We start from the raw sequence: 25,838 nt of genomic DNA, 5'->3' as shown, positions 1-25,838 counted from the left end.
CAGACGGCGGAGTAGGCGCTTTTCTTACCCTCCCCTGGAGGGGGAGGGTCGCTGTGCATGCAGCGAAGCGGAATGCGCAGCGGGGTGGGGTGACAGTCTCTCCACCTCGCACACTGCCCGCGTGGAGAGATCACCCCACTCCGCTCGCGCTTCGCGCGATCGACCCTCCCCCTCCAGGGGAGGGTGACACCTTTAATGCGGCGCGAGCTAGCTCAACCAGAACCTCGGCGTCGCGGGCTCGAGCCTTCCACCGATGCGCACCGGCGCAATCTTCAGCGCGAGACCCGTCGCATCGTCCGTCTCCACCGCGACACCACTCAGCGTCGCCACACCCGCCGCAGGCTCGAACCGTCCCGACGGAATGCCCGAGGTGAATCTCCGCAGCGGCTCTTCCTTCTGCATGCCGATGATGGAGTCGTAATCGCCGGTCATGCCGGCGTCGGTCATGTAGGCGGTGCCGCCTGACAGGATCTGATGGTCGGCGGTCGGGACATGCGTATGCGTGCCGACGACGAGGCTGGCGCGGCCGTCGCAGAAGAAGCCGATGCCCTGCTTCTCGCTCGACGCCTCGCAATGGAAATCGACGACGATGGCATCCGCCGCGACGCCGAGCGGACAGGCGCCCAGCTCGCGCTCGAGTGCGGCGAAGGGATCGTCGAACGGGGTCATGAAGACGCGCCCCAAAGCGTTGACGACGAGCGCATGCTTGCCGTTCTTGGTCTCGACCAGGGCGGCGCCGCGGCCGGGCGTGCCGCGCGGATAGTTCGCGGGGCGCACCAGACGTTCGGCGCGCTCGATGAACACGAGGGCTTCGCGCTGGTCCCAGGAATGATTGCCGAGGGTTACGGCGTCGGCGCCGGCCTCGATGAACTCCTGATAGATCGTTTCGGTAATACCGAAGCCGCCCGCCGAGTTCTCGCCGTTGACGACGACGAAATCGAGCGACCAGTCCTTGACCATGCCGGGCAGATATTCGGCGATGGCATCGCGCCCGCTACGGCCGACGACATCACCCACGAACAGAATGCGCAACTTCAGAACTCCGGAAATCGAAAACGTCCGATTCCGTTAGCACATAATCCAGCGCCACGTCGTGGGCCAATGCCGGAACCGCCTCGATCTCCTGCGCCGCAAAAGCGAGCCCGATGCCGACGATGTGCTTGGCCTTGCGCAAATGCGCGAAGGTGAAATCGTAATGCCCCGCACCATAGCCGATGCGATGGCCGAGACGATCGAAGGCCGCGAGCGGCGTCAGCATGATATCGGGGATGACCTCGGCGGCTGCCGGCGACGGCTCGGGAATGCCGAGCGGGCCGAGCATCAGGCGGTCGTTCGGATGGAAGAGGCGGAAGACCAGCGCCTGGCCGCGCGCGGTGACGCAGGGCAGCGCCAGCCTGGCGCCTTGTTCCGCGAGCTTCTTCAGCAGCGGCAGGGGATCGATCTCGCTGCGGATCGGCGAATAGCCCGAGACGATGCTGCCGGGCAAGAGCTTGAACGGCAGCCCGCGCTTGGCGAGCTTTGCAGCGGCGGCGCTGCGCTTCTTCTCGCTGAGTGCGTCGCGCGCCGCGAGAGCTTTGGCGCGGAGTTCGGATTTTGTGTTGGTCATGCGCTTCGGTCCCGATGTCATCACCCGCGAAGGCGGGTGATCCAGTATTCCAGAGGCGGTGACGATTCACGCAAGGGCCGCGGCGTACTGGATTCCCCGCTTTCGCGGGGAATGACACCTACTGAACTGGCCGCAGTCATTTCTACAGGCAAGAACCAGAAGGAAGAAACAGTGCGAAGCCGCGGACGCCGTTGAAGCACTCGATCCCGGAGTTCCCTACGAAAGTAGGTGGGCACCATATGTCCGGGCCCACGGGCCCGGCCAGGGACAGTTCCCTAAAGGATCGATAAGGCCCCGGGGATATATGGCTCCTGACGCGCGTCGCAGCCTCGCTTGCGCAATGTAACAACGATACTGACGAATCGCCAGCCCGGCGAGCGGCCTCGCTGTAGCGCGGGGTTCTTACCCTCCCCTGGAGGGGTCCGGGACGAGCGTAGCTCGCCCGTGGGTCGGCTCACATGAAGCGCAGCGAATGTGAGCCGGGGTGGGGTGACGGTCCCTCCGCGACGAACAGTGCCCGAGTGGAAAGATCACCCCACCCCGCTCGCGCTACGCGCGATCGACCCTCCCCCTCCAGGGGAGGGTGGCCCCTACCCGATCGCGATGCCGCCTCCGACGGTGCGGTTCAGCACCTGGGTCGACTTTTCGATGCGTTCGGCGGCCGAATTCAGCGCATTCACCACGGCCGTTTGCGTCAACCGGGCGCGCTCGACGGCGGCGTTGCGGAAATCCCTGAGCTCGGTCAGCTCCTGCTCCATGGTGCGGATGCGGTTGCCGGCATCCACCAGCTCGTCGCAGACGGTCAGCGCGGCCATCACGGTCAGGCGCGCATCGCCGATCTCGCCGAACTTTCCGCGCAGCGACTGGATCCGCGTCTCCAGGCTTTCGGCGAGCTTGAGCAGCCGCACCTCCTGGCCTTCCTCGCAGGCCATGCGGTATTGCCGGGCATTGATGGTGACGTTGATGTGGCTCATCCATCCTCTCCGGTATCGAGCACCGAGCGTATCGTGACGATCGCGGAATCAAGCCGTTCGGAAATCTCGCGATTGGTGCGCTCGAGCTTACGCGCTTTCACCAATGCGCCGTCGAGCTCGTCGGCAAGGCGCGAGCGGTCCGCGCCCAGCGCCTGGATGCGCGTCGCCAGCTCGTTCTCGTCGCGATCGGCATCGCGCCGCCGCTCGACCGCGCTTTCGAGTCCGTCGAGCGCCGCCATGAGCCTGCGGGTCGCGATCTCGATCTCGACGGCGGACGACTCCGTCATGGCAGAGCTTTTGGAAACGCGATCGTTCATGCAGTCAGCGGCGGAACCTGTGGGCCTTGCCCTTGAACTTTACCTTGGGCCTTTACCTCAGAGCTTGCCGGCCGGCAAAAGACTCGGTTCGGCAAGCGGTTAGAAGCAGAAATTTACGTGGCAAGCTAGCCAAGCGCAACGCCGCCGCGAAACTATGCACCGATAAGCAGCTTTTCGCGCCGTGGCGCGTTTGACTGCCTTGGCCTGCCGGAACCGAGGTGCTATCCCAGCCCCGATCTTCAGCAGCCGCCAGCCTTCTCCCGCGCGGCCCGCACCACCGCCAAGCGCCTCATTTCAGACGGATTTCAGACATGACGCAAGTCGACCACAACCGCATGGCCAACGCGATCCGCGGCCTCTCGATGGACGCCGTCGAGAAGGCGAAGTCGGGCCATCCCGGCCTGCCGATGGGCGCCGCCGACATCGCCACGGTGCTGTTCACGCAGTTCCTGAAATTCGACGCCGCAGCGGTCGACTGGCCCGACCGCGACCGCTTCGTGCTCTCGGCCGGTCACGGCTCGATGCTGCTCTACTCGCTGCTGTATTTGACCGGCAATGCGGCGATGACGCTGGACCAGCTGAAGAACTTCCGCCAGCTCGGCTCGCTGACGCCGGGTCACCCCGAGAACTTCCACACCAAGGGGATCGAGACCACCACCGGCCCGCTCGGCCAGGGCATCTCGACCGCGGTCGGCATGGCGCTCGCCGAAAAGATGCTCGCCGCCGAGTTCGGCAAGAAGATCGTCGACCACCACACCTACGTGCTCGCCTCCGACGGCGACCTGATGGAGGGCGTGTCGCAGGAAGCGATCGCGATGGCCGGCCACTGGAAGCTCGGCAAGCTGATCGTGCTCTACGACGACAACGGCATCTCGATCGACGGCCCGACCTCGATCGCCGACTCGGTCGACCAGGTGAAGCGGTTCAAGTCCGCGGGCTGGGCGGCCGAGACGATCGACGGGCACGACCAGGCCGCCATCGCGGCTGCGATCACCCGTGCGCAGAAATCCAGCAAGCCGACGCTGATCGCCTGCCGCACCACCATCGGCTTCGGCGCGCCGCACAAGGCCGGCACCGCGAAGGCGCATGGCGAAGCGCTCGGCGCCGACGAGCTCAAGGCCGCCAAGGAAAATCTCGGCATCTCGCAGGACGCCTTCTCGGTGCCCGACGACGTGCTGAAGGCCTGGCGCGCAGCAGGCAGCCGCGGCGCTGCGGCACGGCAGGAATGGGAAGGACGGTTCGGCGAGCTCGGCGGCCGCAAGCGCGCCGAGTTCGAACGCCGCCTGCGCCACGAGCGTCCGGCCTCGCTTGCGAAAGCCGTGCGCGCCTACAAGAAGGAACTGCTGGAAAAGCCGATGAACGCGGCGACCCGCAAGTCCTCGGAAGCGGTGATCGAAGTGATCGCCGGCGCGATGCCGATGGAATTCCTCGCCGGCTCCGCCGATCTCACCGGCTCCAACAACAACAAGGCGAAATCGGCGACGGCGTTCTCCGCCAAGACGCCGAAGGGCCGCTTCATCCATTACGGCATCCGCGAACACGGCATGGCCGCCGCCATGAACGGCATCTTCCTGCACGGCGGCTTCGCACCCAATGGCGCGACCTTCCTGGTGTTCACCGACTATGCGCGTCCGGCGATGCGCCTCGCCGCGCTGATGGGCGCCGGCGTCGTCTATGTGATGACGCACGATTCCATCGGCCTCGGCGAAGACGGCCCGACCCATCAGCCGGTCGAGCATCTCGCAGCGCTGCGCGCCATTCCGAACATGCGCGTGTTCCGCCCCTGCGACTCCATCGAGGTCGCCGAGTGCTGGGAGCTTGCGCTGAACCGCGTGGACGGTCCGACCGTGCTGGCGCTGACGCGCCAGAACCTGCCTCAGCTTCGCAACAACGCGCCGAACGAAAATCCGTGCGCAGCCGGCGCCTATGAGCTGGTCGCAGCCCAGGGCGAAGCCAAGGCGACGCTGTTCGCCTCGGGCTCCGAGGTCGAGATCGCGGTGGCCGCCCAGAAGCAGCTCGCCGAGCGCGGCATCCCGTCGCGGGTGGTCTCGGTGCCCTCGCTCGAGCTGTTGTTAGCGCAACCAGAGGCCAAGCGCGCCGCCATCATCGGGAACGCGCCGGTGAAGGTCGCGATCGAGGCCGCGGTGCGCTGGGGCTGGGATGCCGTGATCGGCCAGGATGGCGAATTCGTGGGCATGCATTCCTTCGGCGCCAGCGCGCCGGCCAAGGACCTTTACAAGCATTTCGGCATTACCGCCGAGGCCGCAGTTAACGCTGTGGTGAAGCGCGTTTCCTGAGTGTTGAGCTTGTCAAAAAAAAGGACTACGACATCTCGCATATGATCAAGCACCGCCCGGCCGAACCGGGCGTCCGCCCCTAAAAAACCCTCGCAGGCGCACCGAAGCGCGTTGTGCGGGATGACAACGGTCATTGAAGGAGACGAAACATGGCAGTCCGCGTTGGAATCAACGGTTTTGGTCGCATCGGCCGCAACGTCCTGCGGGCTATCGCCGAGTCCGGCCGCAAGGACATCGAGGTCGTCGGCATCAACGATCTCGGCCCGGTCGAGACCAACGCCCATCTCCTCCGCTATGACAGCGTCCATGGCCGTTTCCCCGGCGTCGTGACCGTCGAGGGCGACTCCATCAGCCTCGGGGCCAACAAGATCAAGGTGACCGCCGAGCGCGATCCCTCAAAACTGCCCTGGAAGGATCTCGGCGTCGACATCGCGCTGGAATGCACCGGCATCTTCACCTCGAAGGACAAGGCCTCCGCGCATCTCGCCGCCGGCGCCAAGCGCGTGCTGGTCTCCGCGCCGGCTGACGGCGCCGACGCCACCATCGTCTTCGGCGTCAACCACGACACGCTGACCAGGGATCATCTGGTCGTCTCCAACGGAAGCTGCACCACCAACTGCCTCGCGCCGGTCGCCAAGGTGCTGAACGATCTCGTCGGCATCGAGACCGGCTTCATGACCACGATCCACGCCTACACCGGCGACCAGCCGACGCTGGACACGCTGCACAAGGATCTCTACCGCGGCCGCGCGGCTGCGATGTCGATGATCCCGACCTCGACCGGCGCTGCGAAAGCGATCGGCCTGGTGCTGCCCGAGCTGAAGGGCAAGCTCGACGGCGTCGCGATCCGGGTGCCGACCCCGAACGTCTCGGTCGTCGACCTCAAGATCGTCGCCAAGCGCTCAACCGACGTCAAGGAAATCAACGCGGCCATGAAGCGCGCCAGCGAGCAGCAGCTCAAGGGCGTGCTCGGCTACACCAGCGCGCCGAACGTCTCGATCGACTTCAACCACGACCCGCACTCCTCGACCTTCCACGAGGACCAGACCAAGGTGCAGAACGGCACGCTGGTGCGCGTGATGTCCTGGTACGACAACGAGTGGGGCTTCTCGAACCGCATGGCCGACACCGCCGTTGCGATGTCGAAGGTGATCTAAGAACGCAGGTCTCGTGTCCCGGACGCGGTGCTGCGCGCTTGCGCTGCTCCGCAGAGCCGGGACCCATCTAACCGCGGGACTCGCTGTGACGTGGGTCCCGGTTCTGCAGCGCACCGCTTCGCGCTGCGCAGCGCCCGGGACAAGGAAGCGTCCGATGACCAACAAATTCCGCACCCTCGACGACGTCGAATTGAAGGGCAAGCGCGTGCTGCTGCGCGTCGATCTCAACGTGCCCATGGACAATGGGCGCGTCACCGACGCGACCCGGCTCGAGCGCGTCGCGCCGACCATCAATGAAATCTCGGACAAGGGCGGCAAGGTCATCCTGCTCGCGCATTTCGGCCGGCCGAAGGGACGCGATGCCAAGGACTCGCTGAAGCCGGTTGCGGAAGCGCTGTCGAAGGTCGTGAACAAGCCCGTTGCGTTTGCCGACGATTGCATCGGCGAGCCCGCGGCCAAGGCGGTGGCCGAGATGAAGGATGGCGACATCCTTTGTCTGGAAAACACCCGCTTCCACAAAGAGGAAGAGAAGAACGATCCGGCCTTCGTCGCGGAGCTGGCAAAGCTCGGCGACATCTGGGTCAGCGACGCGTTCTCGGCGGCGCACCGCGCCCACGCCTCGACCGAAGGCCTCGGCCACAAGCTGCCGGCCTATGCCGGCCGCACCATGCAGGCCGAGCTCGATGCGCTGGAGAAGGCGCTGGGTTCGCCGACCAAGCCTGTCATCGCCATCATCGGCGGCGCCAAGGTCTCGACCAAGATCGACCTCCTGGAAAACCTCGTCACCAAGGTCGATGCGCTGGTGATCGGCGGCGGCATGGCCAACACCTTCCTGCACGCCCAGGGCGTTGCGGTCGGCAAGTCGCTGGCCGAGAAGGACCTCGCGCCGACGGCGCTGCGCATCATGGAAAAGGCGGAAGCCGCCAATTGCGCGATCATCCTCCCCGTGGACGCAACCGTCGCCTATCACTTCGCGGCGAATGCGCCCTCGCACGCCTACGGGCTCGATGCGATCCCGGCCGACGGCATGATCCTCGACGTCGGCCCGCAATCGATCGTGCGCATCCATGCCGCGATCGACGATGCTGCCACGCTGGTGTGGAACGGCCCGGTCGGCGCCTTCGAGATGCAGCCGTTCGACCGCGGCACGGTTGCAGCCGCCAAGCATGCGGCCGAGCGTACCAAGGCCAAGAAGCTGATCTCGATCGCGGGCGGCGGCGACACCGTCGCTGCGCTGAATCAGGCCGGCGTCGCGTCCGATTTCACCTATGTTTCGACCGCCGGTGGCGCGTTTCTTGAATGGATGGAAGGCAAGCCCCTGCCCGGCGTCGAGGTTCTGCGCATCAAGTAAAATGGCGGCCGAACTGGCCCAAACGGGAGAAAGATACACATGGCTCGGATCACGTTGCGTCAATTGCTCGACCATGCGGCTGAGAACGATTACGGCGTACCGGCCTTCAACATCAACAACATGGAACAGGCCCTGGCGATCATGGACGCGGCCAACCAGGTCGACGCGCCCGTCATCATCCAGGCCTCGCGCGGCGCGCGCTCCTACGCCAACGACGTCATGCTCAAGCACATGATGGACGCGGTGACCGAGATCTACCCGCACATTCCGGTCTGCGTGCATCTCGACCACGGCAACGAGGCCGCGACCTGCATGACCGCGATCCAGGCCGGCTTCACCTCGGTCATGATGGACGGCTCGCTGAAGGCCGACGGCAAGACGCCCGGCGACTGGGCCTACAATGTCGGCGTCACCAAGACCGTGACGGACATGGCCCATCTCGGCGGCATCTCGGTCGAGGGCGAGCTCGGCGTGCTCGGCTCGCTCGAAACCGGCATGGGCGACAAGGAAGACGGCCACGGCGCCGAAGGCAAGCTCTCCCACGACCAGCTCCTGACCAATCCGGACGAGGCCGTGAAGTTCGTGCAGGAGACCAAGGTCGACGCGCTCGCGATCGCGATGGGAACCTCGCACGGCGCTTACAAATTTACCCGCAAGCCCGACGGCGACATCCTCGCCATGAACGTGATCGAGGAGATCCACCGCAAGCTGCCGAACACGCATCTGGTCATGCACGGCTCGTCGTCGGTGCCGCAGGACCTGCAGGACATCATCAACGCCTATGGCGGCAAGATGAAGCCGACCTGGGGCGTGCCTGTGAGCGAGATCCAGCGCGGCATCAAGCACGGCGTGCGCAAGATCAACATCGACACCGACAACCGCATGGCCATGACCGGCCAGATCCGGAAAGTGCTCAAGGACAATCCGGAAGAGTTCGATCCGCGCAAATATTTGAAGCCGGCGATGGAAGCCATGACCAAGCTGTGCAAGCAGCGGCTGCAGGAGTTCAACACCGCGGGGCAGGCCTCGAAGTTCAAGAAGATCCTGACCCCCGCCGACATGGCCAAGCGCTACGCCAAGGGCGAGCTCGATCCCCGCGTCGCGTAAGCGATCGCGAAGGTGGCGTAAGCGAAAGGCAGTCTCTCCGTCATTCCGGGGCGCCGCAACGCGGCGAGTCCCGGAATCCATGGTGCCACCGTCGACGCGGATCGATGGATTCCGGGCTCGCGCCAAGGGGCGCGCCCCGGAATGACCGATGTCCCCTCCCCCGCGACCAACGTTAACTCGGCAATTGCCCGAGAACGGTCTAACTTCACAGGCAAGGGCAGAATCGTTTTGGGAGGACCTCTCGATGAATCTGACTGAGCTCAACAAGGTCGCGACCGCCATGGTCGTATCAGGCAAGGGCATCCTTGCCGCTGACGAATCCTCCGGCACCATCAAGAAGCGCTTTGACGCGATCGGCGTGGAATCGACCGAAGCCAACCGCCGCGACTATCGCGAGATGCTGTTCCGCTCCAGGGAGGCCATGAGCCGGTACATCTCAGGCGTGATCCTCTACGACGAGACGATCTGGCAGGATGCGAAAGATGGCACGCCGCTGGTGAAGCTGATCGAACAGAGCGGCGCCATTCCCGGCATCAAGGTCGACGAGGGCACGCAGACCCTGCCGATGTGCCCGGGCGAGCTGGTCACCGTCGGGCTCGACAAGCTCGCCGAGCGGCTGAAGAAGTACTATGAGCGCGGCGCGCGCTTTGCCAAATGGCGCGCGGTGATCGATATCGGCAGCGGCACTGACGGCCGGGGCATTCCCTCGATGACTGCGATCAGCGTCAACGCCCACGCACTGGCGCGCTACGCCGCGCTGTGCCAGGCCGCGCAGATCGTGCCGATCGTCGAGCCTGAGGTGCTGATGGACGGCGATCACGACATCGACCGCTGCTATGAGGTGACGAGCCGCGTGCTCAACAAGACGTTCCAGGAATTGCGCGTGCAGCGCGTCGCGCTCGAAGGCATGGTGCTGAAGCCGAACATGGCGATCTCAGGCAAGAAGTGCCCAAGGCAGGCTTCCGTCGAGGAGGTCGCCGAGAAGACCATCCGCCTGCTCAAGGCCTGCGTGCCGGCGGCTGTGCCGGGCATCGCCTTCCTCTCCGGCGGCCAGTCGGACGAAGAGGCGACCGCACATCTCAACGCCATGCACAAGCTCGGACCGCTTCCCTGGGGCCTGACCTTCTCCTACGGCCGCGCGCTGCAGGCCGCGCCGCAGAAGGCCTGGTCGGGCAAGCCTGAGAATGTTACGGCCGGACAGAACGCATTCAGTCATCGTGCCCGCATGAATGGCCTCGCCTCCAGGGGCGAATGGCAAAGCAGCCTGGAAAAGAAGGCAGCCTAGATCTTGTCGAACAAATCGCCTCCGCCGCGCCCGGCGCCGCGCCTTTATCTCGCGACGCCCCTGCTCGATGATCCCGCCGCGCTCCTCGCCGAGCTGCCGGCGCTGCTCGCAGCCGCCGATGTCGCGGCCGTGCTGGTGCGGCTGAAGGAGACCGACCAGCGCACCATGATCTCGCGGATCAAGGCGCTTGCGCCGGTCGTGCAGAACGCGGGAGCGGCCCTGCTCGTCGACGGCCACCCCGAGATCGTCGCGCGCGGCGGCGCCGATGGCGCGCACCTGCCGGATATCGCCGCGCTGGAAGAGGCGATGCCCTCGCTGAAACCTGATCGCATCGCCGGCGTCGGCGGGCTCGAGACGCGCCACGAATCCATGAACGCGGGCGAGATGGGTGCCGACTACGTGTTGTTCGGCGAGCCCGACACCAAAGGCCAGCGGCCCTCGGCGCAGGCGATTGCCGAGCGGCTGGACTGGTGGGCCGAGCTATTCGAGCCGCCCTGCGTCGGCTTCGCCATCTCGTTCGAAGAAGCCTACGACTTCGCCGCCAGCGGCGCTGATTTCGTGCTGGTCGGCGATCTCGTCTGGGCCGATCCACGCGGGGCCAAGGCCGCGCTGATCGAGGCTGATGCCGCGATCAAGAAGGCCTTCGCGGCTGCTGCCGCGGGCCAGAGCCAGCATCCGACATGACGCTCCCGCGCATCACCCTTCTGGCCACGCTGCTGCTGGCGGCGCCTGCGGCCGCGCAGCTCCAGATCACGCCGCCGGCGACCATCCCGAGCCCTGGGTCCGAAAAGCAGAAGCCCAAGGAGCCGGCCAAGGAATCGGCAAAGGAAAAGCCAAAGGCCGCGCCGCACACGATCACCAAGAAGAAGGAGCCGGCGCCAAAGCCGTCGGCCTCGCCGAGCCCGACGCTGCCGGCAACCGTGATCCCCGCACCGACCCCCGACAATCCCAATGTCGACCTGGTGTTCGGCGCCTATCAGCGCGGCCAATACAAGACCGCCTTCGACCTCGCCAGCGCGCGCGCCCAGACCGGCGACGCCAAGGCCATGACCATGCTGGGCGAGCTCTATTCCAACGCCATGGGCATCAGGCGCGACTACGCCAAGGCGGTCGAGTGGTACAAGCGCGCCTCCGACGCCGGCGATCGCGAAGCGATGTTTGCACTCGCCATGCTGCGCATCGCCGGCCGCGGCGGCCCGGTCGACAAGGGCGAGGCGGTCAAGCTGATGGCCTCTGCCGCCAAGCTCGGCGAGCCCAAGGCGGCGTATAACCTCGCTCTGCTTTATCTGGATGGACAGACCCTGCCGCAGGACGTCAAGCGCTCCGCCGAGCTATTGCGCCAGGCCGCCGATGCGGGTCTGCCCGAGGCGCAATACGCGCTCGCGACCTTCTACAAGGAAGGCACCGGGGTGCCGAAGGACGCCGAACGATCGGTGCGGCTGCTGCAGGCCGCCTCGCTTGCCGACAATGTCGATGCCGAGGTCGAATATGCCATCGCCATGTTCAACGGCACCGGCACGCCGAAGAACCAGCCCGCGGCCGTGGCGTTGCTGCGCAAGGCCTCTCGCCAGGGCAGCGCGATCGCGCAGAACCGCCTTGCCTGGGTCCTGATCAACGGCATGGGCACGCCCGTCGACAAGATCGAGGGGTTCAAATGGCATCTGGTGGCCAAAACCTCCGGCAAGGGCGATCCCGAGCTCGACAAGCAGCTCGCCGACCTGCCGGCCGACGACCGGGCCAAGGCGGAAGCCGCCGCCAGGAAATGGCTCGGGAACAAATGAGCTGCGCCAAATGGCCCTGATGACTTGACCTTTGGCCCCTCGCGGGGCACCCAATCCCCCTCAAACGGCGCCCTTTCGCGCCCCTTCCCCATCAAAGACTGATCTCATGCTGTATTCCGCCACTATCAACGTCATGGTCAAAGCGGCGCGCCGCGCCGGCCGCAGCCTCAAGCGCGATCTCGGCGAGATCGAGCATTTGCAGGTCTCGCTGAAGGGGCCGGCCAACTTCGTCTCGCTTGCCGACAAGCGCGCCGAGGAGATCCTCTACCAGGACCTCGCCAAGGCCCGTCCCGGCTACGGATTCATCGGCGAGGAAGGAGGAATGCGCGAGGGCAGCGACAAGAGCCACACCTGGATCGTCGACCCCCTCGACGGCACCACCAACTTCCTGCACGGCATCCCGCAATTCGCGATTTCGATCGGTCTGTCACGCGAGGGTACGATCATCGCCGGCGTGATCTACAATCCCGCCAATGACGAGCTCTACATCTCGGAGCGCGGCAAGGGCGCCTTCCTCAACGACCAGCGCCTGCGCGTCGCCGGCCGCCGCCAGCTCAACGAGTGCGTGGTGGCCTGCGGCCTGCCCCATATCGGCCGAGGCGATCACGAGGAATTCCGCCGCGAGATGACCGCGATCCAGGACCGCGTCGCAGGGCTGCGCCGCTTCGGCGCCGCCTCGCTTGATTTGGCCTTCGTCGCCGCCGGCCGCCTTGATGGGTACTGGGAGCGCAATCTGCAATCCTGGGACATCGCCGCCGGTATGCTGATGGTGCGCGAGGCCGGTGGCACGGTCAGCGACATCAACACGCCGGGCGATGCGCTGGTCACGGGTGATGTCGTGTGCGGGAATGAGTACGTGCACGGGGAGCTGGTGAAGATCTTGAAACGGCCGGCGTAAGGCGAAAGCGCATCCTCCGCATCGTCATTCCGGGACGCGCCACTTGGCGCGGGCCCCGGAATGAAAGGCTAGGCGTCGTCATCGTCGGGCTCCTCATCGCGATACTCGCCTCCAAGGGTGAGGCCCTCGATCATCGTGGCGCCTTTCGACTTGATCACCCGGCGGAGCGGGACCGAGCTCTCGCTTCGCAAGGCCTCCATCAGCTGCTCCGAGTGGGTGACGATCCAGATGTCGGCGCGGCTCGATGCCTTGACGATCAGCCGGGCCAATGGCGCCAGCAGCGACGGATGCAGGCTGGTCTCGGGTTCGTTCAGCGCGATGAACGGCGGAAGCCGATAGCCCATGAACACCGCGAGCAGGCAAATGTATTTCAGCGTCCCGTCGGATAATTCATGAGCCCTGAACGGCCGCGGCATATCCTCCAGTTGCAGATCAAATTCACACAGGCCGCCCTGCTCCCATGCGCGGAGTTCGGCGCCCGGGAACGCATCCTGGATCGCGTCCTGCAGGTCGGTGGCGTCTTCCCTGATGGTATAGAGTGTCGCCAGGGCCGCAGCCAGGTCGCTTCCATCAGCACTGAGGGAGGGCGTCGTGATCGCGAGGCAAGGCTTTCGTATCGGTGACGCCGGATCGGTGCGAAAGTCGTGATAGAAGCGCCAGCCGAGCATGGCGTTTCTGATCAAATCGATTTCGGGGCATTGCTTGCTATCGGAAAAACCCGCAAGCGCCGTCTCGGACGGCAGCACCGCATCCTTGTGGCTGCTCCAAGCACCGCTCTCGCCGCGGATGCTGACGAGCGAATTCTTCCGCTCCATCAGTTGAACCGTTCGTTTGCCCTGAGTCGCCTCGATACTTTCGGCCTTGATCATCGGCTCGCCGGAAAACGCCGCCTCAAGAGATCCAGGAAATCCGATCTCGATGGAATATTTGAGACGGTCGAATTTTGCCGATAACCGCAGTCGCCCGTCTTCGCCGCGTTTGCGAATGCCGGACCAGCAGACTGAATTCAATCCGCCTTCGTCAGCGATCGTGCGCGTGATCCGCCCGGTCGCCGCGTCGCGCAACAGCGACAGGGACTTGTAGAGATTGGATTTGCCGACACCATTTTCCCCCACAAAGACGGACAGGGGATGGATTGGTATCGAGAGCCGCCGGATGGAGCGATAGTTGGAGATCGCAATGTCGGTCAGACGCATCAGGTACTCTCAAGCGGTGGGCTGGCTGTGCATTCGTGCGGCGGAGCGAATACACGCGATTCAATCCAAGGATGTAGTCTGGATTGATGCCCACGGGAAGGCAAGCTTCTCTCGTCATTCCGGGGCGCGCCTCTTGGCGCGAGCCCGGAATCCATTCATCGACTACGCTTGCGGCCCGATGGATTCCGGGCTCGCGCTACGCGCGCCCCGGAATGACGGGAAGAAGTGTCAGTGACCGACACTTGCCGGCGCAGGTGGCCCATACGCTTCAGCTTCCACCTTCTCCCGATCCCCCGCCAGCACGCGCTGCACCGAGACGAAGAACACCGGCACCATCAGCAGCGCCAGGATCACCACCGCGATCATGCCGCCCATTACGACGCTGCCGAGCGCCTGCTGGCTGGCGCCGCCGGCACCGTGCGCGATCGCCATCGGCAACACGCCGCAGATGAAGGCCAATCCCGTCATCAGAATCGGACGGAAGCGCAGGCGGCAGGCCTCCATCGTCGCTTCGACCAGCGGCTTGCCCTCTTTGCGCAGATCCTTGGCGAACTCGATGATCAGGATCGCGTCCTTGGCGGCAAGGCCGATGATGGTGATCAGGCCGACGGTGAAATAGACGTCGTTGGGCAGACCGCGCAGCATCGCAGCGACCACCGCACCGACGATGCCGAGCGGCACGGTGAGCAGCACCGCGAGCGGAATGGTCCAGCTCTCGTAGAGCGCGGCGAGACACAGGAACACCACGAATACGGACAGCGCCAGCAGGAACGGCGCCTGCGAGCCCGACAACTTTTCCTGCAGCGACTGTCCGGTCCATTCATAGCCGAAGCCGCGCGGAAGCTTGCCGGCAAGCTTCTCCATCTCGGCGATGGCATCGCCCGAGGTGAAGCCGGGTTTGGCTTCGCCCGAGATGCGCACCGCCGGATAATAGTTGAAGCCGGCGATCTGGGTCGGGCCGCGCGACCATTCGACCGTCGCGAACGAGGAGAACGGCACGAGGTGACCGTAGGAATTCCTGACGTTGTAGTTGAGGATGTCCTCGGTCTTCATGCGGTCCCGGGCGTCGGCCTGCACCACGACGCGCTGCATGCGGCCGCGGTTCGGGAAGTCGTTGATGTAGTTGGAGCCGAGATTGGTCGAGATCGTGTTGTTGATGTCCTCGAAGGTGACGCCGAACGCGCCGGCCTTCTCGCGATCGATCACGAGATTGACGACGCCCGCCTCGGGCAGGCCTTCGACATAGACCTTCTGCAGCACCGGGCTCGCATTGGCCTCCGCGATCAGCTGATCGGCGGCGCGCATCAGGGCCGGATAGCCCTTCTGGCCGCGGTCCTGCAGGCGGAACGAAAAGCCCGAGGAGTTGCCGAGATTGTCGATCGGCGGCGGCTGCAAAGCGGAGATCTTGGCGTCGCGAATCGTCGACGACAGATCGCGGTTGATGTCGGCAACGATGGCCGCCGCAGACTCCTTCGGCCCGCGCTCCGACCAGTCCTTCAAGGTGATGAAGGCCTGCGCGGTGTTCATGCCCTGGCCGGAGAAACTGAAGCCGGTGAGGAAGGTGACGTTGTCGACGCCCGGCCGCTGGGCCAGATATTTTTCCACCTTCTCGATCACGGCCTCGGTGCGGCCGTAGGACGAGTCGGATGGCGTCTGCACGTCGGTGGTGACAAAGCCCTGGTCGTCGACGGGCAGGAAGCCGCCGGGCAGACTGACGAAGGCCCACGACAGGCCAGCGAGCAGCGCGGCATAGACCAGCATCAGGCGACCGATGCGCTTCAGCGAGAAGCCGACGGTGCGGGAATAACCTTCCTTGCCGCCTTCGAGCATGCGGTTGAACCAGCCGAACACGCCGCGCTTCGCGTGGCCGTGACCGGCCGCGACGGGCTTGAGCAGGGTCGCGCACAGCGCCGGCGTCAGCGACAGCGCGAGGAAGGCCGAGAAGCCGATCGCGGCGACCATCGTCACCGAGAACTGGCGGTAGATGATGCCGACCGAGCCCGGGAAGAATGCCATCGGCACGAACACGGCCATCAGCACCAGCGTGATGCCGATGATGGCGCTTGATATCTGCGACATCGCCTTGCGCGTCGCTTCCTTCGGCGGCAGGCCCTCCTCGCTCATGATGCGCTCAACATTCTCGACCACGACGATGGCGTCGTCGACGAGGATGCCGACCGCGAGCACCATGCCGAACATGCTGAGCATGTTGATGGAGTAGCCGGCGAGCAGCAGCACGGTACAGGCGCCCAACAGTGCCACCGGCACCACGATGGTGGGGATGATGGTGTAGCGGATGTTCTGCAGGAACAGGAACATCACTGCGAAGACCAGCACCACAGCTTCGAGCAACGTCGTCAGCACCTTCTTGATCGAGGCCTCGACCACCGGCGTGATGTTGTAGGGGATTTCATAGGAGATGTTGGCCGGGAAGAAGCGCGACAGCTCCTTCATCTTCTCCTCGACCGCGCTCGCGGTCGCCAGCGCATTGCCGGTCGGCGACATCAGCACGGAGAGACCCGCAGTCGGCTTGCCATTGAGGCGCGTGTTGAACTGATAGCTGAGGCCACCGACCTCGATGCGGGCGACGTCGCGCAACCGCACGGTCGAACCGTCGGCATTGGCGCGCAGGATGATGGCGCCGAATTCGTCCGGCGAGGAGAGCTGCCCCTTGACCAGCACCAGCGCGGAGGTGCGCTGGCTATCGGTCGACGGCTCGGCGCCGATGCTGCCCGAGGCAACCTGCGCGTTCTGGGCTGATATCGCCTTGTTGACGTCGTCGGCCGTCAGGCCATAGCCGACGAGCTTGGCCGGATCAACCCAGACGCGGAGACTGCGCTCGGTCGAATAGAGCGTGGCGCGGCCGACACCGGGAATGCGCCTGACTTCACCGAGCACGTTGCGGATCATGAAATCGCCGAGGCCGACTTCATCGAGACTGCCGTCGGTCGAGTTCAGCGTGATGATCTGCAGCACTGCGCTGGAGGCTTCCTCGATCAGGATGCCCTGCTGGATCACCGCGCGCGGCAGCCGCGCCTCGACGCGCTTGATGCGGTTCTGCACCTCCACCGAAGCCGCACTGGTGTCGGTACCCGGCTGGAAGTTGGCTGTTATCTCGACCTGGCCGAGCGAGTCGCTGGTCGACTCGAAATTGAGGATGCCGGAGGCGCCGTTGAGCTCCTCCTCGATCAGCCGCGTGACACTGTTGTAGAGGTTTTCCGGCGACGCGCCCGGATAACTCGTCGAGATCGAGATCGAGGGCGGCGCGATGATCGGATATTGCGCGATCGGCAACAACGGGATCGAGATTGCGCCGATCAGACAGATGAACAGCGCGACGACCCAGGCGAAGATCGGCCTGTCGATGAAGAAGCTCGCCATGGTGCGTTACCGCACGACCTTGAGGGCGTGTCTGTTATCCGCGCTCGCCTCGGCCTCGGACCAGGATTGCGGCTTGACCTTGTCGCCGGCCGCGAATTTCTGGAAGCCTTCGACCACCACCTTGTCGCCGGCCTTCAGGCCGTCGGTGACGAACCAGACGCCGTCCTGCACCGAGCCCGTGCGCACCGGCTGCACCGCGATGCGGTTGTCGTCCTTGACGACGAACACCTCGCTGCCGCCGCCGCCATTGCGCTGCACCGCCTGCTGCGGCACCGCGATCGCATCGGAGTCGAGCCCCTGGTCGAGGCGGACGCGCACATACATGCCCGGCAAGAGCTCGCGCTTGGGATTGCGGAACTCGCCGCGCAAGGTCACCTGGCCGGTGTGGGCGTCGACCTTGGCCTCGGAAAACAGCAGCTTGCCGTCGAGGGCATAGACACTGTTGTCGTCGAGCACGAGACGCACCTTGGCGGCATCGCCTTCGATGCGATCGAGATCGCCGCTCTCGAAGGCGCGGCGCAGTTGATTGAGCTCGGTCACCGACTGGGTGAAGTCGGCATAAACAGGATCGAGCTGCTGCACGGTGGCGAGATTGGTCTCGTTCTGCACGACCAGCGCGCCCTCGCTGACCAGCGCGGCACCGACGACACCGTCGATCGGCGCGCGCACGGTCGCATAGTCGAGATTGAGTTTTGCGCGCGCGAGGTCGGCCTTGCGGCCCTCGACTTCGGCTTGGGCCTGGCGCTCGGCGGCGATGGTCTTCTCGTTTTCGGCTTCGGGCGCGGCGCGCTGACTGGTCAGGGTCGCGATGCGGCGCGCCTGCTGCTGCGCCTGCATCAGCGCGGCGTCGGCCTTGGCGAGCGCGGCCTCATTGGCCATCACCTCGACCTCGAACGGACGCGGATCGATGCGATAGAGCGGATCGCCTGCCTTGACCTCGCTGCCCTGACGGAACAAGCGCTCGACCACGATGCCGGACACGCGCGGGCGCACTTCGGCCACGCGTGTCGGCGCGATCCGGCCCGGCAGCTCGCGCACCACGGCGCGGGCTTGCGGCTTGACGGTGACGATGCTGACGTCAGGTTCAGTGGGTTGCGCAGCGGAGACGGCGGATGAAGATTCGTCGCAAGCGCCTAGCAGCGGCGCAAAGGCCGCGAGCATCATTGCAACGCATGCCGATCGCGCTCGAAGTCCTGACATGAAGTGGGGTGCCCCAAAATTGTTGAAACTGATCAAGCATCGCGCAACGCCCGTTCTGGGCAATGTCTGCGCGGCTGATGCGATTAAAGTAGCGGGGACGTGCTGCGACGCAACGCATCGCGCGGGCGGCTCAATGCCACATCAGCTATCGCGCTGAGTTCAGGCTGATTTTTGGGACTCACCGGATTGTGAGTCGGGTTCCATTGCGGCGCGATGCGACAGAACATCGCGATCAATCCGCCGCCTTCATCCGGTAGTGGCTGACGCCCCACTCCGTTCCGCCGGCGTAGCCGAACAGGCCTGCGGTGGCGAGGAAGAACCAGCGCCAGCGCCGCATCCAGAGATGCGTCTCGTCGCCATAGACGTTGCGCAAGGAGGATTCGATCGCGTCACGATGCGCATCGAAATTGGCAAGCCAGTCCATCGCGGTGCGCTGATAGTGCGTGCCGCTCCAGCGCCATTCCTTCTCGATCTGGAAGATGTCGGCATATTGCCTGACGAGATGATGGCTCGGCATCAGGCCGCCGGTGAAGAAGTGTTGCGCGATCCAGTCCTCGCGATTGGCGTGGTCGAATGCATAGGAACCGACACGATGGGTGAAGATGTGCATGAAGAAGCGGCCCTCCGGCGCGAGCCAGGAGCGCACCCGCGTCATCAGCTTGCGCCAGTTCATCATGTGCTCGAACATCTCGATCGAGACGATGCGGTCGAACTGGCCCTCGGGTGCGAACACGTTCATGTCTGATGTGACGACGCGCAGATTCAGCAGGCCTCGGCTCTGCGCCTCCCGCTCGATATAGGCGCGCTGCGACTGCGAGTTCGACACAGCGGTGATCCTGGCGTGCGGAAACTGCCGCGCCATCCACAGCGACAGCGAGCCCCAGCCGCAGCCGAGTTCGAGAATGGTCTGCCCGTCGGCAAGGCCGGCATGCTCGACGGTCTGGCGCAGCGCTTCCTCTTCCGCCTCCTGCAATGTCGTCGCATCGTTACTGTAGAAGCAGGAGGAGTATTTGCGGTTTGGTCCGAGCACCTGCGCGAAGAAGCTTTGCGGCACTTCGTAATGCTGGGTGTTGGCCGCATCCGTGTGCTCGGCGATCGGCCGCAGCATCATCCGTCCGGCGAAGGCGGCATCGTCGGCTGCGGTGTGCACGGCGAGCCGCGTCGCGGTGCGCGAGCACAGGCGCTGGATGGCGGCTCGGACCACGAGATCCGGCAGCGGCACGCGTTCGGCAGTCCCGATGACGGCGGACACGACGCTCATGTGGCTACGCCCTCGGTCGATTGCTGCTTCGGCGGCAACGGGAAGAAGGCACTGGTTCGCGCCTGATAGGCGCGATAACGCTCACCCCGGGAGCGCAGCATCTGCGCCTCCAGCGGAGGGATGCCGGTGACGTGCACCAGAATCCAGTACATGAAGATCGGCGCGAGCAGGCTGGCCCAGCCCCAGGAATAGCCGACGGACAGGGCGATGACCGGATAGGCGAGCCAGGAAAACCATTCGAAGAAATAGTTGGGATGACGCGACCAGCGCCACAGGCCGACGTCGCACACCTTGCCCTTGTTGGCGGGGTCGTGCCGGAAGCGCCGCAACTGCGCATCCGCGAGCCCCTCGCCGAGGATCCCGGTCAGGAGGATCGCGATGCCGAGGAAATCCTGAACCCGCAAGGCGGGATCGGGCAGATGGGCCGCGACGAAGATCGCGAACACCAGCGGCACCGAGCCCAGGGCCTGGTTCTGCAGAAAGACGAACATCCGCCAGGGCGCTTTCAGGCCCCAATCGGCGGCGAAGGCAGCGTAGCGGGGATCGTCCGCGATCCCCGCGGTGCGGATCGCGATATGGATGCCGAGCCGGAATGACCAGAGGGCCACCAGCGCAGCAACCAGCCATTGCCGCGCATTGGGCGCTCCGCCGGCAACCGGCCAAAGGGCCGCACCCGCGCCGACCAGGCCGACGGCAAAGGTCCATATCGTGTCGACCCAGCCGGAATTGCCGGTGCGCTGCTGCACAACCCAGGCGAATGCCATCAGGACCGCGAGCGAGAGCGCGATGGAAGCCAATCCCCAGAGAAACACCGCCATGCAAAAATTCCGACCTAAGCCTGTGGAATGCCGAAGTTTTGCAAAATACGTTGGTATCAAAGCGCGGTTTCAGCTCCGGGTTCCGCGCTCCCTCCTGAAATCCGCACATCCGGCGCTTTTTTTGCACCCGGCCTGTGCCATAGTGCGGATGCAAGCAAGTAATGGATGATCCCGGCCATGCCGTCAGGCGCTTCGCCCCGCTCCACCATCGAGATCGAGTACACAAAACTGTCTTCGCCCAGCGTCTTCCTGGTGCGGATGCTGGTTTTCCTGGTGCTCTGCACCCTGGTGGGCGTGGTGCTCTACAAGCAGATCATCCAGGCCTTCTTCGCCAATCCCGGATTGAATGCCCTGATCGGGGCGGTGCTGTTCATCGGCATCGTGCTGGCCTTCCGCCAGGTGATCCGGCTCTATCCTGAAGTGTCCTGGGTCAACAATTTCCGCATCGCCGACCCGGGCCTTGCGCCCGCCCGGCACCCGAAGCTGCTGGCGCCGATGGCGATGATCCTGGGCGGCGAGCGCACCGGGCGGATGTCGATCACCCAGACCACCATGCGGCATCTGCTCGATTCGATCGCGACCCGCCTCGATGAGGCCCGCGACATCTCGCGCTACATGACGGGCCTCCTTGTCTTCCTCGGCCTGCTCGGCACCTTCTGGGGCCTGATCGAGACGGTCGGCTCGGTCGGCAAGGTGATCGACGGGCTCAAGGTCGGCGGCGATGCCGGCGCGCTGTTTGATACGCTGAAGGAGGGCCTCGCCGCCCCGCTCGGCGGCATGGGCATCTCCTTTTCCAGCTCGCTGTTCGGTCTGGCGGGCTCGCTGATCCTCGGCTTCCTCGATCTTCAATCGAGCCAGGCGCAGAACCGCTTCTACACCGATCTCGAAGACTGGCTCGCCACCACCGTGCGCGAATATGGCAGCGGCGAGGTGCCTGTCATCTCCGGCGGCGGCAGTGGCGTGGCCAGCGGCGAACTGCAGGCGGCCGTCGAACGGCTCCGCTCCGTGCTCGAGGAAGGCAGCGCCAGCCGCGGAACCACCGCGGCGATGGCGAACCTTGCCGAAGCGATCCAGGCGCTGGTCTCGCATATGCGGACCGAGCAGCAGATGATCCGCGAATGGGCCGACGGCCAGGGCGAGCAGAACCGCGAGATCCGCCGCCTCCTGGAGCGCATCGCGCGCCAGCCCGAGAAGAGCTAGGCGCTCTCGTGCCCCGGACACAGCGCAGCGCTTCTTCAGCGGTGCGCTGCAGAGCCGGGGCCCAGAGAAACGAAACATGGGTCCCGGCTCTGCGCAGCAGCGTTGCACGCTGCAGCGCGTCCGGGACACGAAAGTGGAGATCGACCAGATGGCTCTTGCCCGTACCCGCCGCAGCGACGGCGCCTTCAATTATTGGCCCGGCTTCGTCGACGCGCTGTCGACGCTGGTGCTGTCGATCGTGTTCCTGCTGTCGGTGTTCCTGGTCGTGCAGTTCTTCCTGTCGCAGGAGGTCACCGGCAAGGACAAGGCGCTGGAGCAGCTCAATGCCAAGATCGCCCAGCTCAACGAGCTGTTGTCGCTGGAGAAGCTCGGCAAGCTCACGCTCGACGACCAGGTCTCGCAATTGAAGGCCGGCCTGGCCTCGGCCGAGAGCGAGCGCGATCGCATCAAGGGACTCTATGACGGGCTCGCCGCTGCCGGCAACGACGCGCAGGGCAAGACCTCCGAACTCGGCAAGGCGCTGGACTCGGAGAAAGCGGTCTCGGCGCGGGCGCTGGCGCAGATCGAGGTGCTGAACCAGCAGATCAGCGCGCTGCGCCGGCAATTGGCCGCACTCGAAGAGGCGCTGGATGCGAGCGAGAAGCGCGACAAGGAATCGCAGAACCGCATCGCCGATCTCGGCTCACGGCTGAACGTTGCGCTGGCGCAGCGCGTGCAGGAATTGTCGCGCTACCGCTCGGAATTCTTCGGCCGCCTGCGCGCCATTCTCGGCAACCGTCCAGACATCCGCGTGGTCGGCGACCGCTTCGTGTTCCAGTCCGAAGTGTTCTTCGACACCGGACAGGCGACGCTGCTGCCCGAGGGCCGCGCCGAGCTCGACACGGTCGCGGCCGCACTGATCGAACTCGACAAGAAGATCCCGGCCGAGATCGCCTGGGTGCTGCGCGTCGACGGCCACACCGACGTGCGGCCGGTCAACGGCCCGAACTTCAAGTCGAACTGGGATCTGTCCGCGGCGCGCGCGATCTCGGTGGTGCAATATCTGGTCTCGCTCGGCGTGCCGGCCCAGCGCCTCGTCGCCGCCGGCTTCGGTGAATTCCAGCCGCTCGACACCGCCAACACCGAAGACGCCTACAAGCGCAACCGCCGCATCGAGCTGAAGCTGACGGAGCGGTAGTGAGCGCGGTCCGCCTTCGCCCCTACCTGGACGCCGACGAAGCGGCGACAATCGACCTCTGGCATCGCACCTGGCAACAGGCCTATCCGCAGATCGATTTTGCTGCGCGGGTGGACTGGTGGCGCGAGCGATGGCGCAAGGAACTGGTGCCGAAGGCGTCCATTGTGGTCTCGGAACAAGATGGCGCACTGACGGGATTCGTGACCATCGACGGCGACGGCTATCTCGACCAGCTCGTGGTCGATCCCGATCACTGGGGCTCGGACGCGGCGAGACTGTTGGTGGACGAGGCCAAGCGCCTGTCACCATCAGGCGTCACGCTGCTGGTCAACAAGGACAACGCCCGTGCCATCCGCTTCTACGAGCGCAACGGCTTTGCGCATGAGGGCTGCGACGTGAACCCGACGTCGGGGCGGCCGGTGCTGAAGATGGCGTGGCGGCCGTGACTGATGTCACGTAAGAGCCCGGCGCGATTTGCTAACGTGACATCAGACAATGCAGATGGAGAGGATCGATGCGGCTGAGCGATCTGGCCAAAGGGTCTTCGGTCTTTCTCGGCGTCATCGTCGCCGGCTATGTGTCGACTGTTTATGTCGACCAGCGCTTGCCCTCGCCGCCCAAGACGGCGAGTGAGACGGGTTCGCCCGCGCCAACGAACACCCCCGCCCCGTCAGACAGCCCGACGCCGGCGAGTAGTGGCTCGCCCTGTATCGGCGAAGGCGGGAGCTGGAAGAACTGGCCGTGGCCGAACGTGCCGATGGGCTCACCGAAGTGCCCGTGAGATCGGCGCCTCACGCGCCCTCGAACTGCAATCTCGCCAGCCGCGCATAGAGCCCGTTCGCCGCAACCAGCTCGGCATGCGTGCCCTGCTCGACGATCTTGCCCTGGTCCATCACCAGGATGCGGTCGCAGGAGAGAACGGTGGCGAGGCGGTGCGCGATCACCAGCGTGGTGCGGTGCTTCATCAGCTCTTCGAGCGCGGTCTGCACCAGCGTCTCGCTTTCGGCGTCAAGCGCTGAGGTGGCTTCGTCGAGCAGCAACAGCGGCGCATCGCGCAGGATGGCACGCGCGATCGCGATACGCTGGCGCTGGCCGCCTGAGAGCGTCACGCCGCGCTCGCCGAGCGGGGTGTCAAAACCTTCGGGCAGGCGGCGGATGAACTCAGTGGCATGCGCGAGATCGGCCGCACGCTCGACCTCGGCGTCGGTCGCATCGGGCCGGCCAAAGCGGATGTTTTCGCGCGCGCTTGCGGCGAACACGTTGGACTCCTGCGGCACCAAAGCGATGCGGGAACGGAAATCGCGGGGGTCGGCAGATTTCACCGGCACGCCGTCGAGCGAGATCGAACCGCCCCGCGGATCGTAGAAGCGCAGCAGCAGATGGAAGATCGTGCTCTTGCCGGCGCCGGAGGGACCTACGATCGCAACCTTCTCGCCTGGCCGCACGGAAAACGACACGGCATCGAGCACGTTGACGTCGGGCCGCGCGGGATAAGCGAAGCTGACGTGATCGAAGCCGACCTCGCCGCGCCCGGGCACCGGCGGTGCGCGCGGCGACGCGGGTGCAGCGATCTCCGGCTTCACATGCAAGATCTCGAACAGGCGCTCGGCAGCGCCTGATGCCGCCGACACCTCGCCCCAGACCTCGCTGAGCTGGCCGAGGCCGGCCGCCGCAAAGGCCGCATAAAGCACGAACTGGCCGAGCCGGCCCGGCGTGATCGCGCCTGTCAGCACGTCATGCGAGCCGATCCAGAGGATGCCGACCACGCTTGCAAAAACGATGAAGATGACGATGGCGGTGAGAACCGCGCGGGCCTGGGTCGAGGTACGCGCGGCCTCATAGGCCTGCTCGACCTCGCCGCCGAAACGCTTCGCGGCCAGTCCTTCGCTGGTATAGGCCTGCACGGTGCGGATCGCGCCGACCAGCTCGCCGGCATAGGCGGACGCATCGGCCAGCGTGTCCTGCGCGTTGCGCGACAGACGCCGCACCCAGCGCCCGAACGCGACCAGCGGCAGCACGATCAGGGGAATCGCGAGCAGCACGAAGCCTGAGAGGCGCGGGCTGGTGATCACCATCATCGCAGCCGCGCCGATGAACATCATCACATTGCGCAGCGCGATCGACACCGAGGCGCCAACCGCGGATTTGATCTGCGTCGTGTCGGCGGTGAGCCGCGACACCAACTCGCCGCTGCGCGCGGAATCGAAGAAGGCGGGCGAGAGCGAGAGCAGATGCGCAAACACGTCGCCGCGCAGATCGGCGACGATGCGCTCGCCGATCGTCATCACGAGGTAGTAGCGCGACGCGCTCGCCAGCGCCAACACGGCGACGACAGCGATCATCACCGAGAAGTAGCTGTTGATCAGCGCAATGCCTTCGGGCGTCAGCCCGAAATCGATCATCCGGCGCACCGCGACCGGCACCAGCAGCGTCGTCAGAGCCGCGACCGTCAGCGCGACAAAAGCGAGCGCCGCCCGTCCGCGATAGCGCGCGACGTAGGGCGCGAGCGCCATCAGCGGCCGCAGCTTGGCGCGGCCCTTGGCGGGTTGCTCGATCAGCTCGGCTTCGATCGACGGAACTTCTGCGGGCCCGGTTTCAAGCCGTTCAACTGCGCTCATTGGAATCCGACCAAAAGAGAGACGTCCGCTCCACATAGGCCGCGGCCGGGGGCTAGGCAAATCCGGGATGTCCCTTAGGGGCGGCCCGGTTCTTCAGTGCCCACAATGGCTTGTTTTAGGGGGCCAGCTTGTCTTTAGGGGGTCTGTGGGGTATAGACCCCGCCAAATCCGTCATTCGATAGTCACTCAAGCCGGGCGCGGGCGCCCTAGGAAT

Annotated in this window: 22 protein-coding genes and 1 other RNA gene; 12 read left to right on the top strand and 11 right to left on the bottom strand. The window is 65.2% G+C overall.

The window, feature by feature from the left end; translation table 11 throughout:
* Positions 1-207: 207 nt before the first annotated feature.
* The 5 genes from M2427_RS00590 to M2427_RS00570 all read right to left on the bottom strand — a co-directional run bounded on the left by M2427_RS00590 (position 208) and on the right by M2427_RS00570 (position 2,867).
* On the bottom strand, positions 208-1,032 hold the full coding sequence (locus M2427_RS00590; RefSeq protein WP_280704108.1) for a TIGR00282 family metallophosphoesterase: 825 nt from the start codon (positions 1,030-1,032) through the stop codon (positions 208-210).
* On the bottom strand, positions 1,010-1,606 hold the full coding sequence (locus tag M2427_RS00585; RefSeq protein WP_280704107.1) for a 5-formyltetrahydrofolate cyclo-ligase: 597 nt from the start codon (positions 1,604-1,606) through the stop codon (positions 1,010-1,012). The genes M2427_RS00590 and M2427_RS00585 overlap by 23 nt, the downstream gene beginning before the upstream one ends.
* A 172-nt stretch (positions 1,607-1,778) precedes the next feature.
* A non-coding RNA gene (gene ssrS / locus M2427_RS00580) (6S RNA) lies at positions 1,779-1,939 on the bottom strand.
* Between the two features lie 257 nt (positions 1,940-2,196).
* The gene (locus M2427_RS00575) at positions 2,197-2,580 is read right to left on the bottom strand and encodes a cell division protein ZapA (RefSeq protein WP_212241336.1); all 384 of its coding nucleotides are present in this window, start codon (positions 2,578-2,580) and stop codon (positions 2,197-2,199) included.
* Positions 2,577-2,867: a DUF4164 domain-containing protein gene (locus M2427_RS00570; protein WP_280704105.1), complete on the bottom strand. Its 291-nt coding sequence runs from the start codon at positions 2,865-2,867 to the stop codon at positions 2,577-2,579. The genes M2427_RS00575 and M2427_RS00570 overlap by 4 nt, the downstream gene beginning before the upstream one ends.
* A gap of 341 nt (positions 2,868-3,208) precedes the next feature.
* On the opposite strand from M2427_RS00570, the gene tkt reads away from it, so the two are divergent.
* The 8 genes from tkt (at position 3,209) to M2427_RS00530 (ending at position 12,773) form a co-directional block, all read left to right on the top strand.
* On the top strand, positions 3,209-5,194 hold the full coding sequence (tkt, locus tag M2427_RS00565; RefSeq protein ID WP_280704104.1) for a transketolase: 1,986 nt from the start codon (positions 3,209-3,211) through the stop codon (positions 5,192-5,194).
* A 149-nt stretch (positions 5,195-5,343) separates the two neighbouring features.
* Positions 5,344-6,351, top strand: coding sequence for a type I glyceraldehyde-3-phosphate dehydrogenase (gap, locus tag M2427_RS00560; RefSeq protein WP_280704102.1), 1,008 nt, complete (start codon positions 5,344-5,346; stop codon positions 6,349-6,351).
* A 154-nt stretch (positions 6,352-6,505) separates the two neighbouring features.
* Positions 6,506-7,702: a phosphoglycerate kinase gene (locus tag M2427_RS00555; protein WP_280704100.1), complete on the top strand. Its 1,197-nt coding sequence runs from the start codon at positions 6,506-6,508 to the stop codon at positions 7,700-7,702.
* A gap of 39 nt (positions 7,703-7,741) precedes the next feature.
* On the top strand, positions 7,742-8,809 hold the full coding sequence (gene fba, locus M2427_RS00550) for a class II fructose-bisphosphate aldolase (RefSeq protein WP_280704098.1): 1,068 nt from the start codon (positions 7,742-7,744) through the stop codon (positions 8,807-8,809).
* A 244-nt stretch (positions 8,810-9,053) separates the two neighbouring features.
* Positions 9,054-10,094, top strand: a complete 1,041-nt coding sequence (locus tag M2427_RS00545) for a class I fructose-bisphosphate aldolase (RefSeq protein ID WP_280704096.1) — start codon at positions 9,054-9,056, stop codon at positions 10,092-10,094.
* A 3-nt stretch (positions 10,095-10,097) separates the two neighbouring features.
* Positions 10,098-10,778, top strand: a complete 681-nt coding sequence (locus M2427_RS00540) for a thiamine phosphate synthase (protein WP_280704095.1) — start codon at positions 10,098-10,100, stop codon at positions 10,776-10,778.
* Positions 10,775-11,875, top strand: coding sequence for an HcpA family protein (locus M2427_RS00535; RefSeq protein ID WP_280704094.1), 1,101 nt, complete (start codon positions 10,775-10,777; stop codon positions 11,873-11,875). Before M2427_RS00540 ends, M2427_RS00535 begins: the two co-directional genes overlap by 4 nt.
* A 106-nt stretch (positions 11,876-11,981) precedes the next feature.
* The gene (locus M2427_RS00530) at positions 11,982-12,773 is read left to right on the top strand and encodes an inositol monophosphatase family protein (RefSeq protein WP_280704092.1); all 792 of its coding nucleotides are present in this window, start codon (positions 11,982-11,984) and stop codon (positions 12,771-12,773) included.
* A gap of 68 nt (positions 12,774-12,841) precedes the next feature.
* On the opposite strand, the gene M2427_RS00525 is transcribed toward M2427_RS00530, so the two are convergent.
* From M2427_RS00525 to M2427_RS00505, 5 genes are all read right to left on the bottom strand, one after another.
* Positions 12,842-13,969 carry an AAA family ATPase gene (locus M2427_RS00525; protein ID WP_280704091.1) on the bottom strand — a complete coding sequence of 376 codons (1,128 nt, stop codon included), beginning with the start codon at positions 13,967-13,969 and terminating at the stop codon, positions 12,842-12,844.
* Between the two features lie 228 nt (positions 13,970-14,197).
* Positions 14,198-17,350, bottom strand: coding sequence for an efflux RND transporter permease subunit (locus M2427_RS00520; RefSeq protein ID WP_280704089.1), 3,153 nt, complete (start codon positions 17,348-17,350; stop codon positions 14,198-14,200).
* Positions 17,351-17,356: 6 nt separating this feature from the next.
* Positions 17,357-18,550 (bottom strand): efflux RND transporter periplasmic adaptor subunit, encoded by a 1,194-nt coding sequence (locus tag M2427_RS00515; protein WP_280704088.1) that lies wholly within the window; start codon positions 18,548-18,550, stop codon positions 17,357-17,359.
* Positions 18,551-18,782: 232 nt separating this feature from the next.
* On the bottom strand, positions 18,783-19,811 hold the full coding sequence (locus tag M2427_RS00510; RefSeq protein ID WP_280704087.1) for a cyclopropane-fatty-acyl-phospholipid synthase family protein: 1,029 nt from the start codon (positions 19,809-19,811) through the stop codon (positions 18,783-18,785).
* Positions 19,808-20,629, bottom strand: a complete 822-nt coding sequence (locus M2427_RS00505; RefSeq protein ID WP_280704085.1) for a DUF1295 domain-containing protein — start codon at positions 20,627-20,629, stop codon at positions 19,808-19,810. The genes M2427_RS00510 and M2427_RS00505 overlap by 4 nt, the downstream gene beginning before the upstream one ends.
* A gap of 177 nt (positions 20,630-20,806) precedes the next feature.
* Between M2427_RS00505 and M2427_RS00500 the strand changes: the two genes are divergently transcribed.
* The 4 genes from M2427_RS00500 to M2427_RS00485 all read left to right on the top strand — a co-directional run bounded on the left by M2427_RS00500 (position 20,807) and on the right by M2427_RS00485 (position 23,787).
* The gene (locus M2427_RS00500) at positions 20,807-21,829 is read left to right on the top strand and encodes a flagellar motor protein MotA (RefSeq protein ID WP_280704685.1); all 1,023 of its coding nucleotides are present in this window, start codon (positions 20,807-20,809) and stop codon (positions 21,827-21,829) included.
* 148 nt (positions 21,830-21,977) lie between these two features.
* Complete coding sequence (locus tag M2427_RS00495) at positions 21,978-23,006, top strand: peptidoglycan -binding protein (protein ID WP_280704684.1); 1,029 nt, start codon at positions 21,978-21,980, stop codon at positions 23,004-23,006.
* Entirely contained in the window at positions 23,006-23,452 is a 447-nt protein-coding gene (locus M2427_RS00490; protein WP_280704083.1) for a GNAT family N-acetyltransferase, read from the top strand. The genes M2427_RS00495 and M2427_RS00490 overlap by 1 nt, the downstream gene beginning before the upstream one ends.
* Positions 23,453-23,520: 68 nt before the next feature.
* On the top strand, positions 23,521-23,787 hold the full coding sequence (locus M2427_RS00485) for a hypothetical protein (protein WP_280704082.1): 267 nt from the start codon (positions 23,521-23,523) through the stop codon (positions 23,785-23,787).
* 10 nt (positions 23,788-23,797) lie between these two features.
* Here the strand turns inward: M2427_RS00485 and M2427_RS00480 are convergent, their stop codons facing one another.
* Positions 23,798-25,624, bottom strand: a complete 1,827-nt coding sequence (locus M2427_RS00480) for an ABC transporter ATP-binding protein/permease (protein WP_280704080.1) — start codon at positions 25,622-25,624, stop codon at positions 23,798-23,800.
* Between the last annotated feature and the right edge of the window lie 214 nt (positions 25,625-25,838).

This window comes from Bradyrhizobium sp. BR13661, assembly GCF_029892425.1.
Classification (GTDB): Bacteria; Pseudomonadota; Alphaproteobacteria; order Rhizobiales; family Xanthobacteraceae; genus Bradyrhizobium.
The sequence above is the reverse complement of the archived record's forward strand: the minus strand, read 5'-3'. Positions and strand labels throughout refer to the sequence as shown.

What these genes read in the sequence shown, in the direction of transcription:
- M2427_RS00485 (WP_280704082.1), top strand. Translation starts at nt 23,521, where the DNA reads ATGCGGCTGAGCGATCTGGCCAAAGGGTCTTCGGTCTTTCTCGGCGTC.
- M2427_RS00500 (WP_280704685.1), top strand. Translation starts at nt 20,807, where the DNA reads ATGCCGTCAGGCGCTTCGCCCCGCTCCACCATCGAGATCGAGTACACA.
- M2427_RS00510 (WP_280704087.1), bottom strand. Translation starts at nt 19,811, where the DNA reads ATGAGCGTCGTGTCCGCCGTCATCGGGACTGCCGAACGCGTGCCGCTG.
- M2427_RS00480 (WP_280704080.1), bottom strand. Translation starts at nt 25,624, where the DNA reads ATGAGCGCAGTTGAACGGCTTGAAACCGGGCCCGCAGAAGTTCCGTCG.
- tkt (WP_280704104.1), top strand. Translation starts at nt 3,209, where the DNA reads ATGACGCAAGTCGACCACAACCGCATGGCCAACGCGATCCGCGGCCTC.
- gap (WP_280704102.1), top strand. Translation starts at nt 5,344, where the DNA reads ATGGCAGTCCGCGTTGGAATCAACGGTTTTGGTCGCATCGGCCGCAAC.
- M2427_RS00555 (WP_280704100.1), top strand. Translation starts at nt 6,506, where the DNA reads ATGACCAACAAATTCCGCACCCTCGACGACGTCGAATTGAAGGGCAAG.
- M2427_RS00495 (WP_280704684.1), top strand. Translation starts at nt 21,978, where the DNA reads ATGGCTCTTGCCCGTACCCGCCGCAGCGACGGCGCCTTCAATTATTGG.
- M2427_RS00535 (WP_280704094.1), top strand. Translation starts at nt 10,775, where the DNA reads ATGACGCTCCCGCGCATCACCCTTCTGGCCACGCTGCTGCTGGCGGCG.
- M2427_RS00585 (WP_280704107.1), bottom strand. Translation starts at nt 1,606, where the DNA reads ATGACCAACACAAAATCCGAACTCCGCGCCAAAGCTCTCGCGGCGCGC.
- M2427_RS00520 (WP_280704089.1), bottom strand. Translation starts at nt 17,350, where the DNA reads ATGGCGAGCTTCTTCATCGACAGGCCGATCTTCGCCTGGGTCGTCGCG.
- M2427_RS00575 (WP_212241336.1), bottom strand. Translation starts at nt 2,580, where the DNA reads ATGAGCCACATCAACGTCACCATCAATGCCCGGCAATACCGCATGGCC.
- M2427_RS00545 (WP_280704096.1), top strand. Translation starts at nt 9,054, where the DNA reads ATGAATCTGACTGAGCTCAACAAGGTCGCGACCGCCATGGTCGTATCA.
- M2427_RS00515 (WP_280704088.1), bottom strand. Translation starts at nt 18,550, where the DNA reads ATGTCAGGACTTCGAGCGCGATCGGCATGCGTTGCAATGATGCTCGCG.
- M2427_RS00570 (WP_280704105.1), bottom strand. Translation starts at nt 2,867, where the DNA reads ATGACGGAGTCGTCCGCCGTCGAGATCGAGATCGCGACCCGCAGGCTC.
- M2427_RS00530 (WP_280704092.1), top strand. Translation starts at nt 11,982, where the DNA reads ATGCTGTATTCCGCCACTATCAACGTCATGGTCAAAGCGGCGCGCCGC.
- M2427_RS00505 (WP_280704085.1), bottom strand. Translation starts at nt 20,629, where the DNA reads ATGGCGGTGTTTCTCTGGGGATTGGCTTCCATCGCGCTCTCGCTCGCG.
- M2427_RS00525 (WP_280704091.1), bottom strand. Translation starts at nt 13,969, where the DNA reads ATGCGTCTGACCGACATTGCGATCTCCAACTATCGCTCCATCCGGCGG.
- fba (WP_280704098.1), top strand. Translation starts at nt 7,742, where the DNA reads ATGGCTCGGATCACGTTGCGTCAATTGCTCGACCATGCGGCTGAGAAC.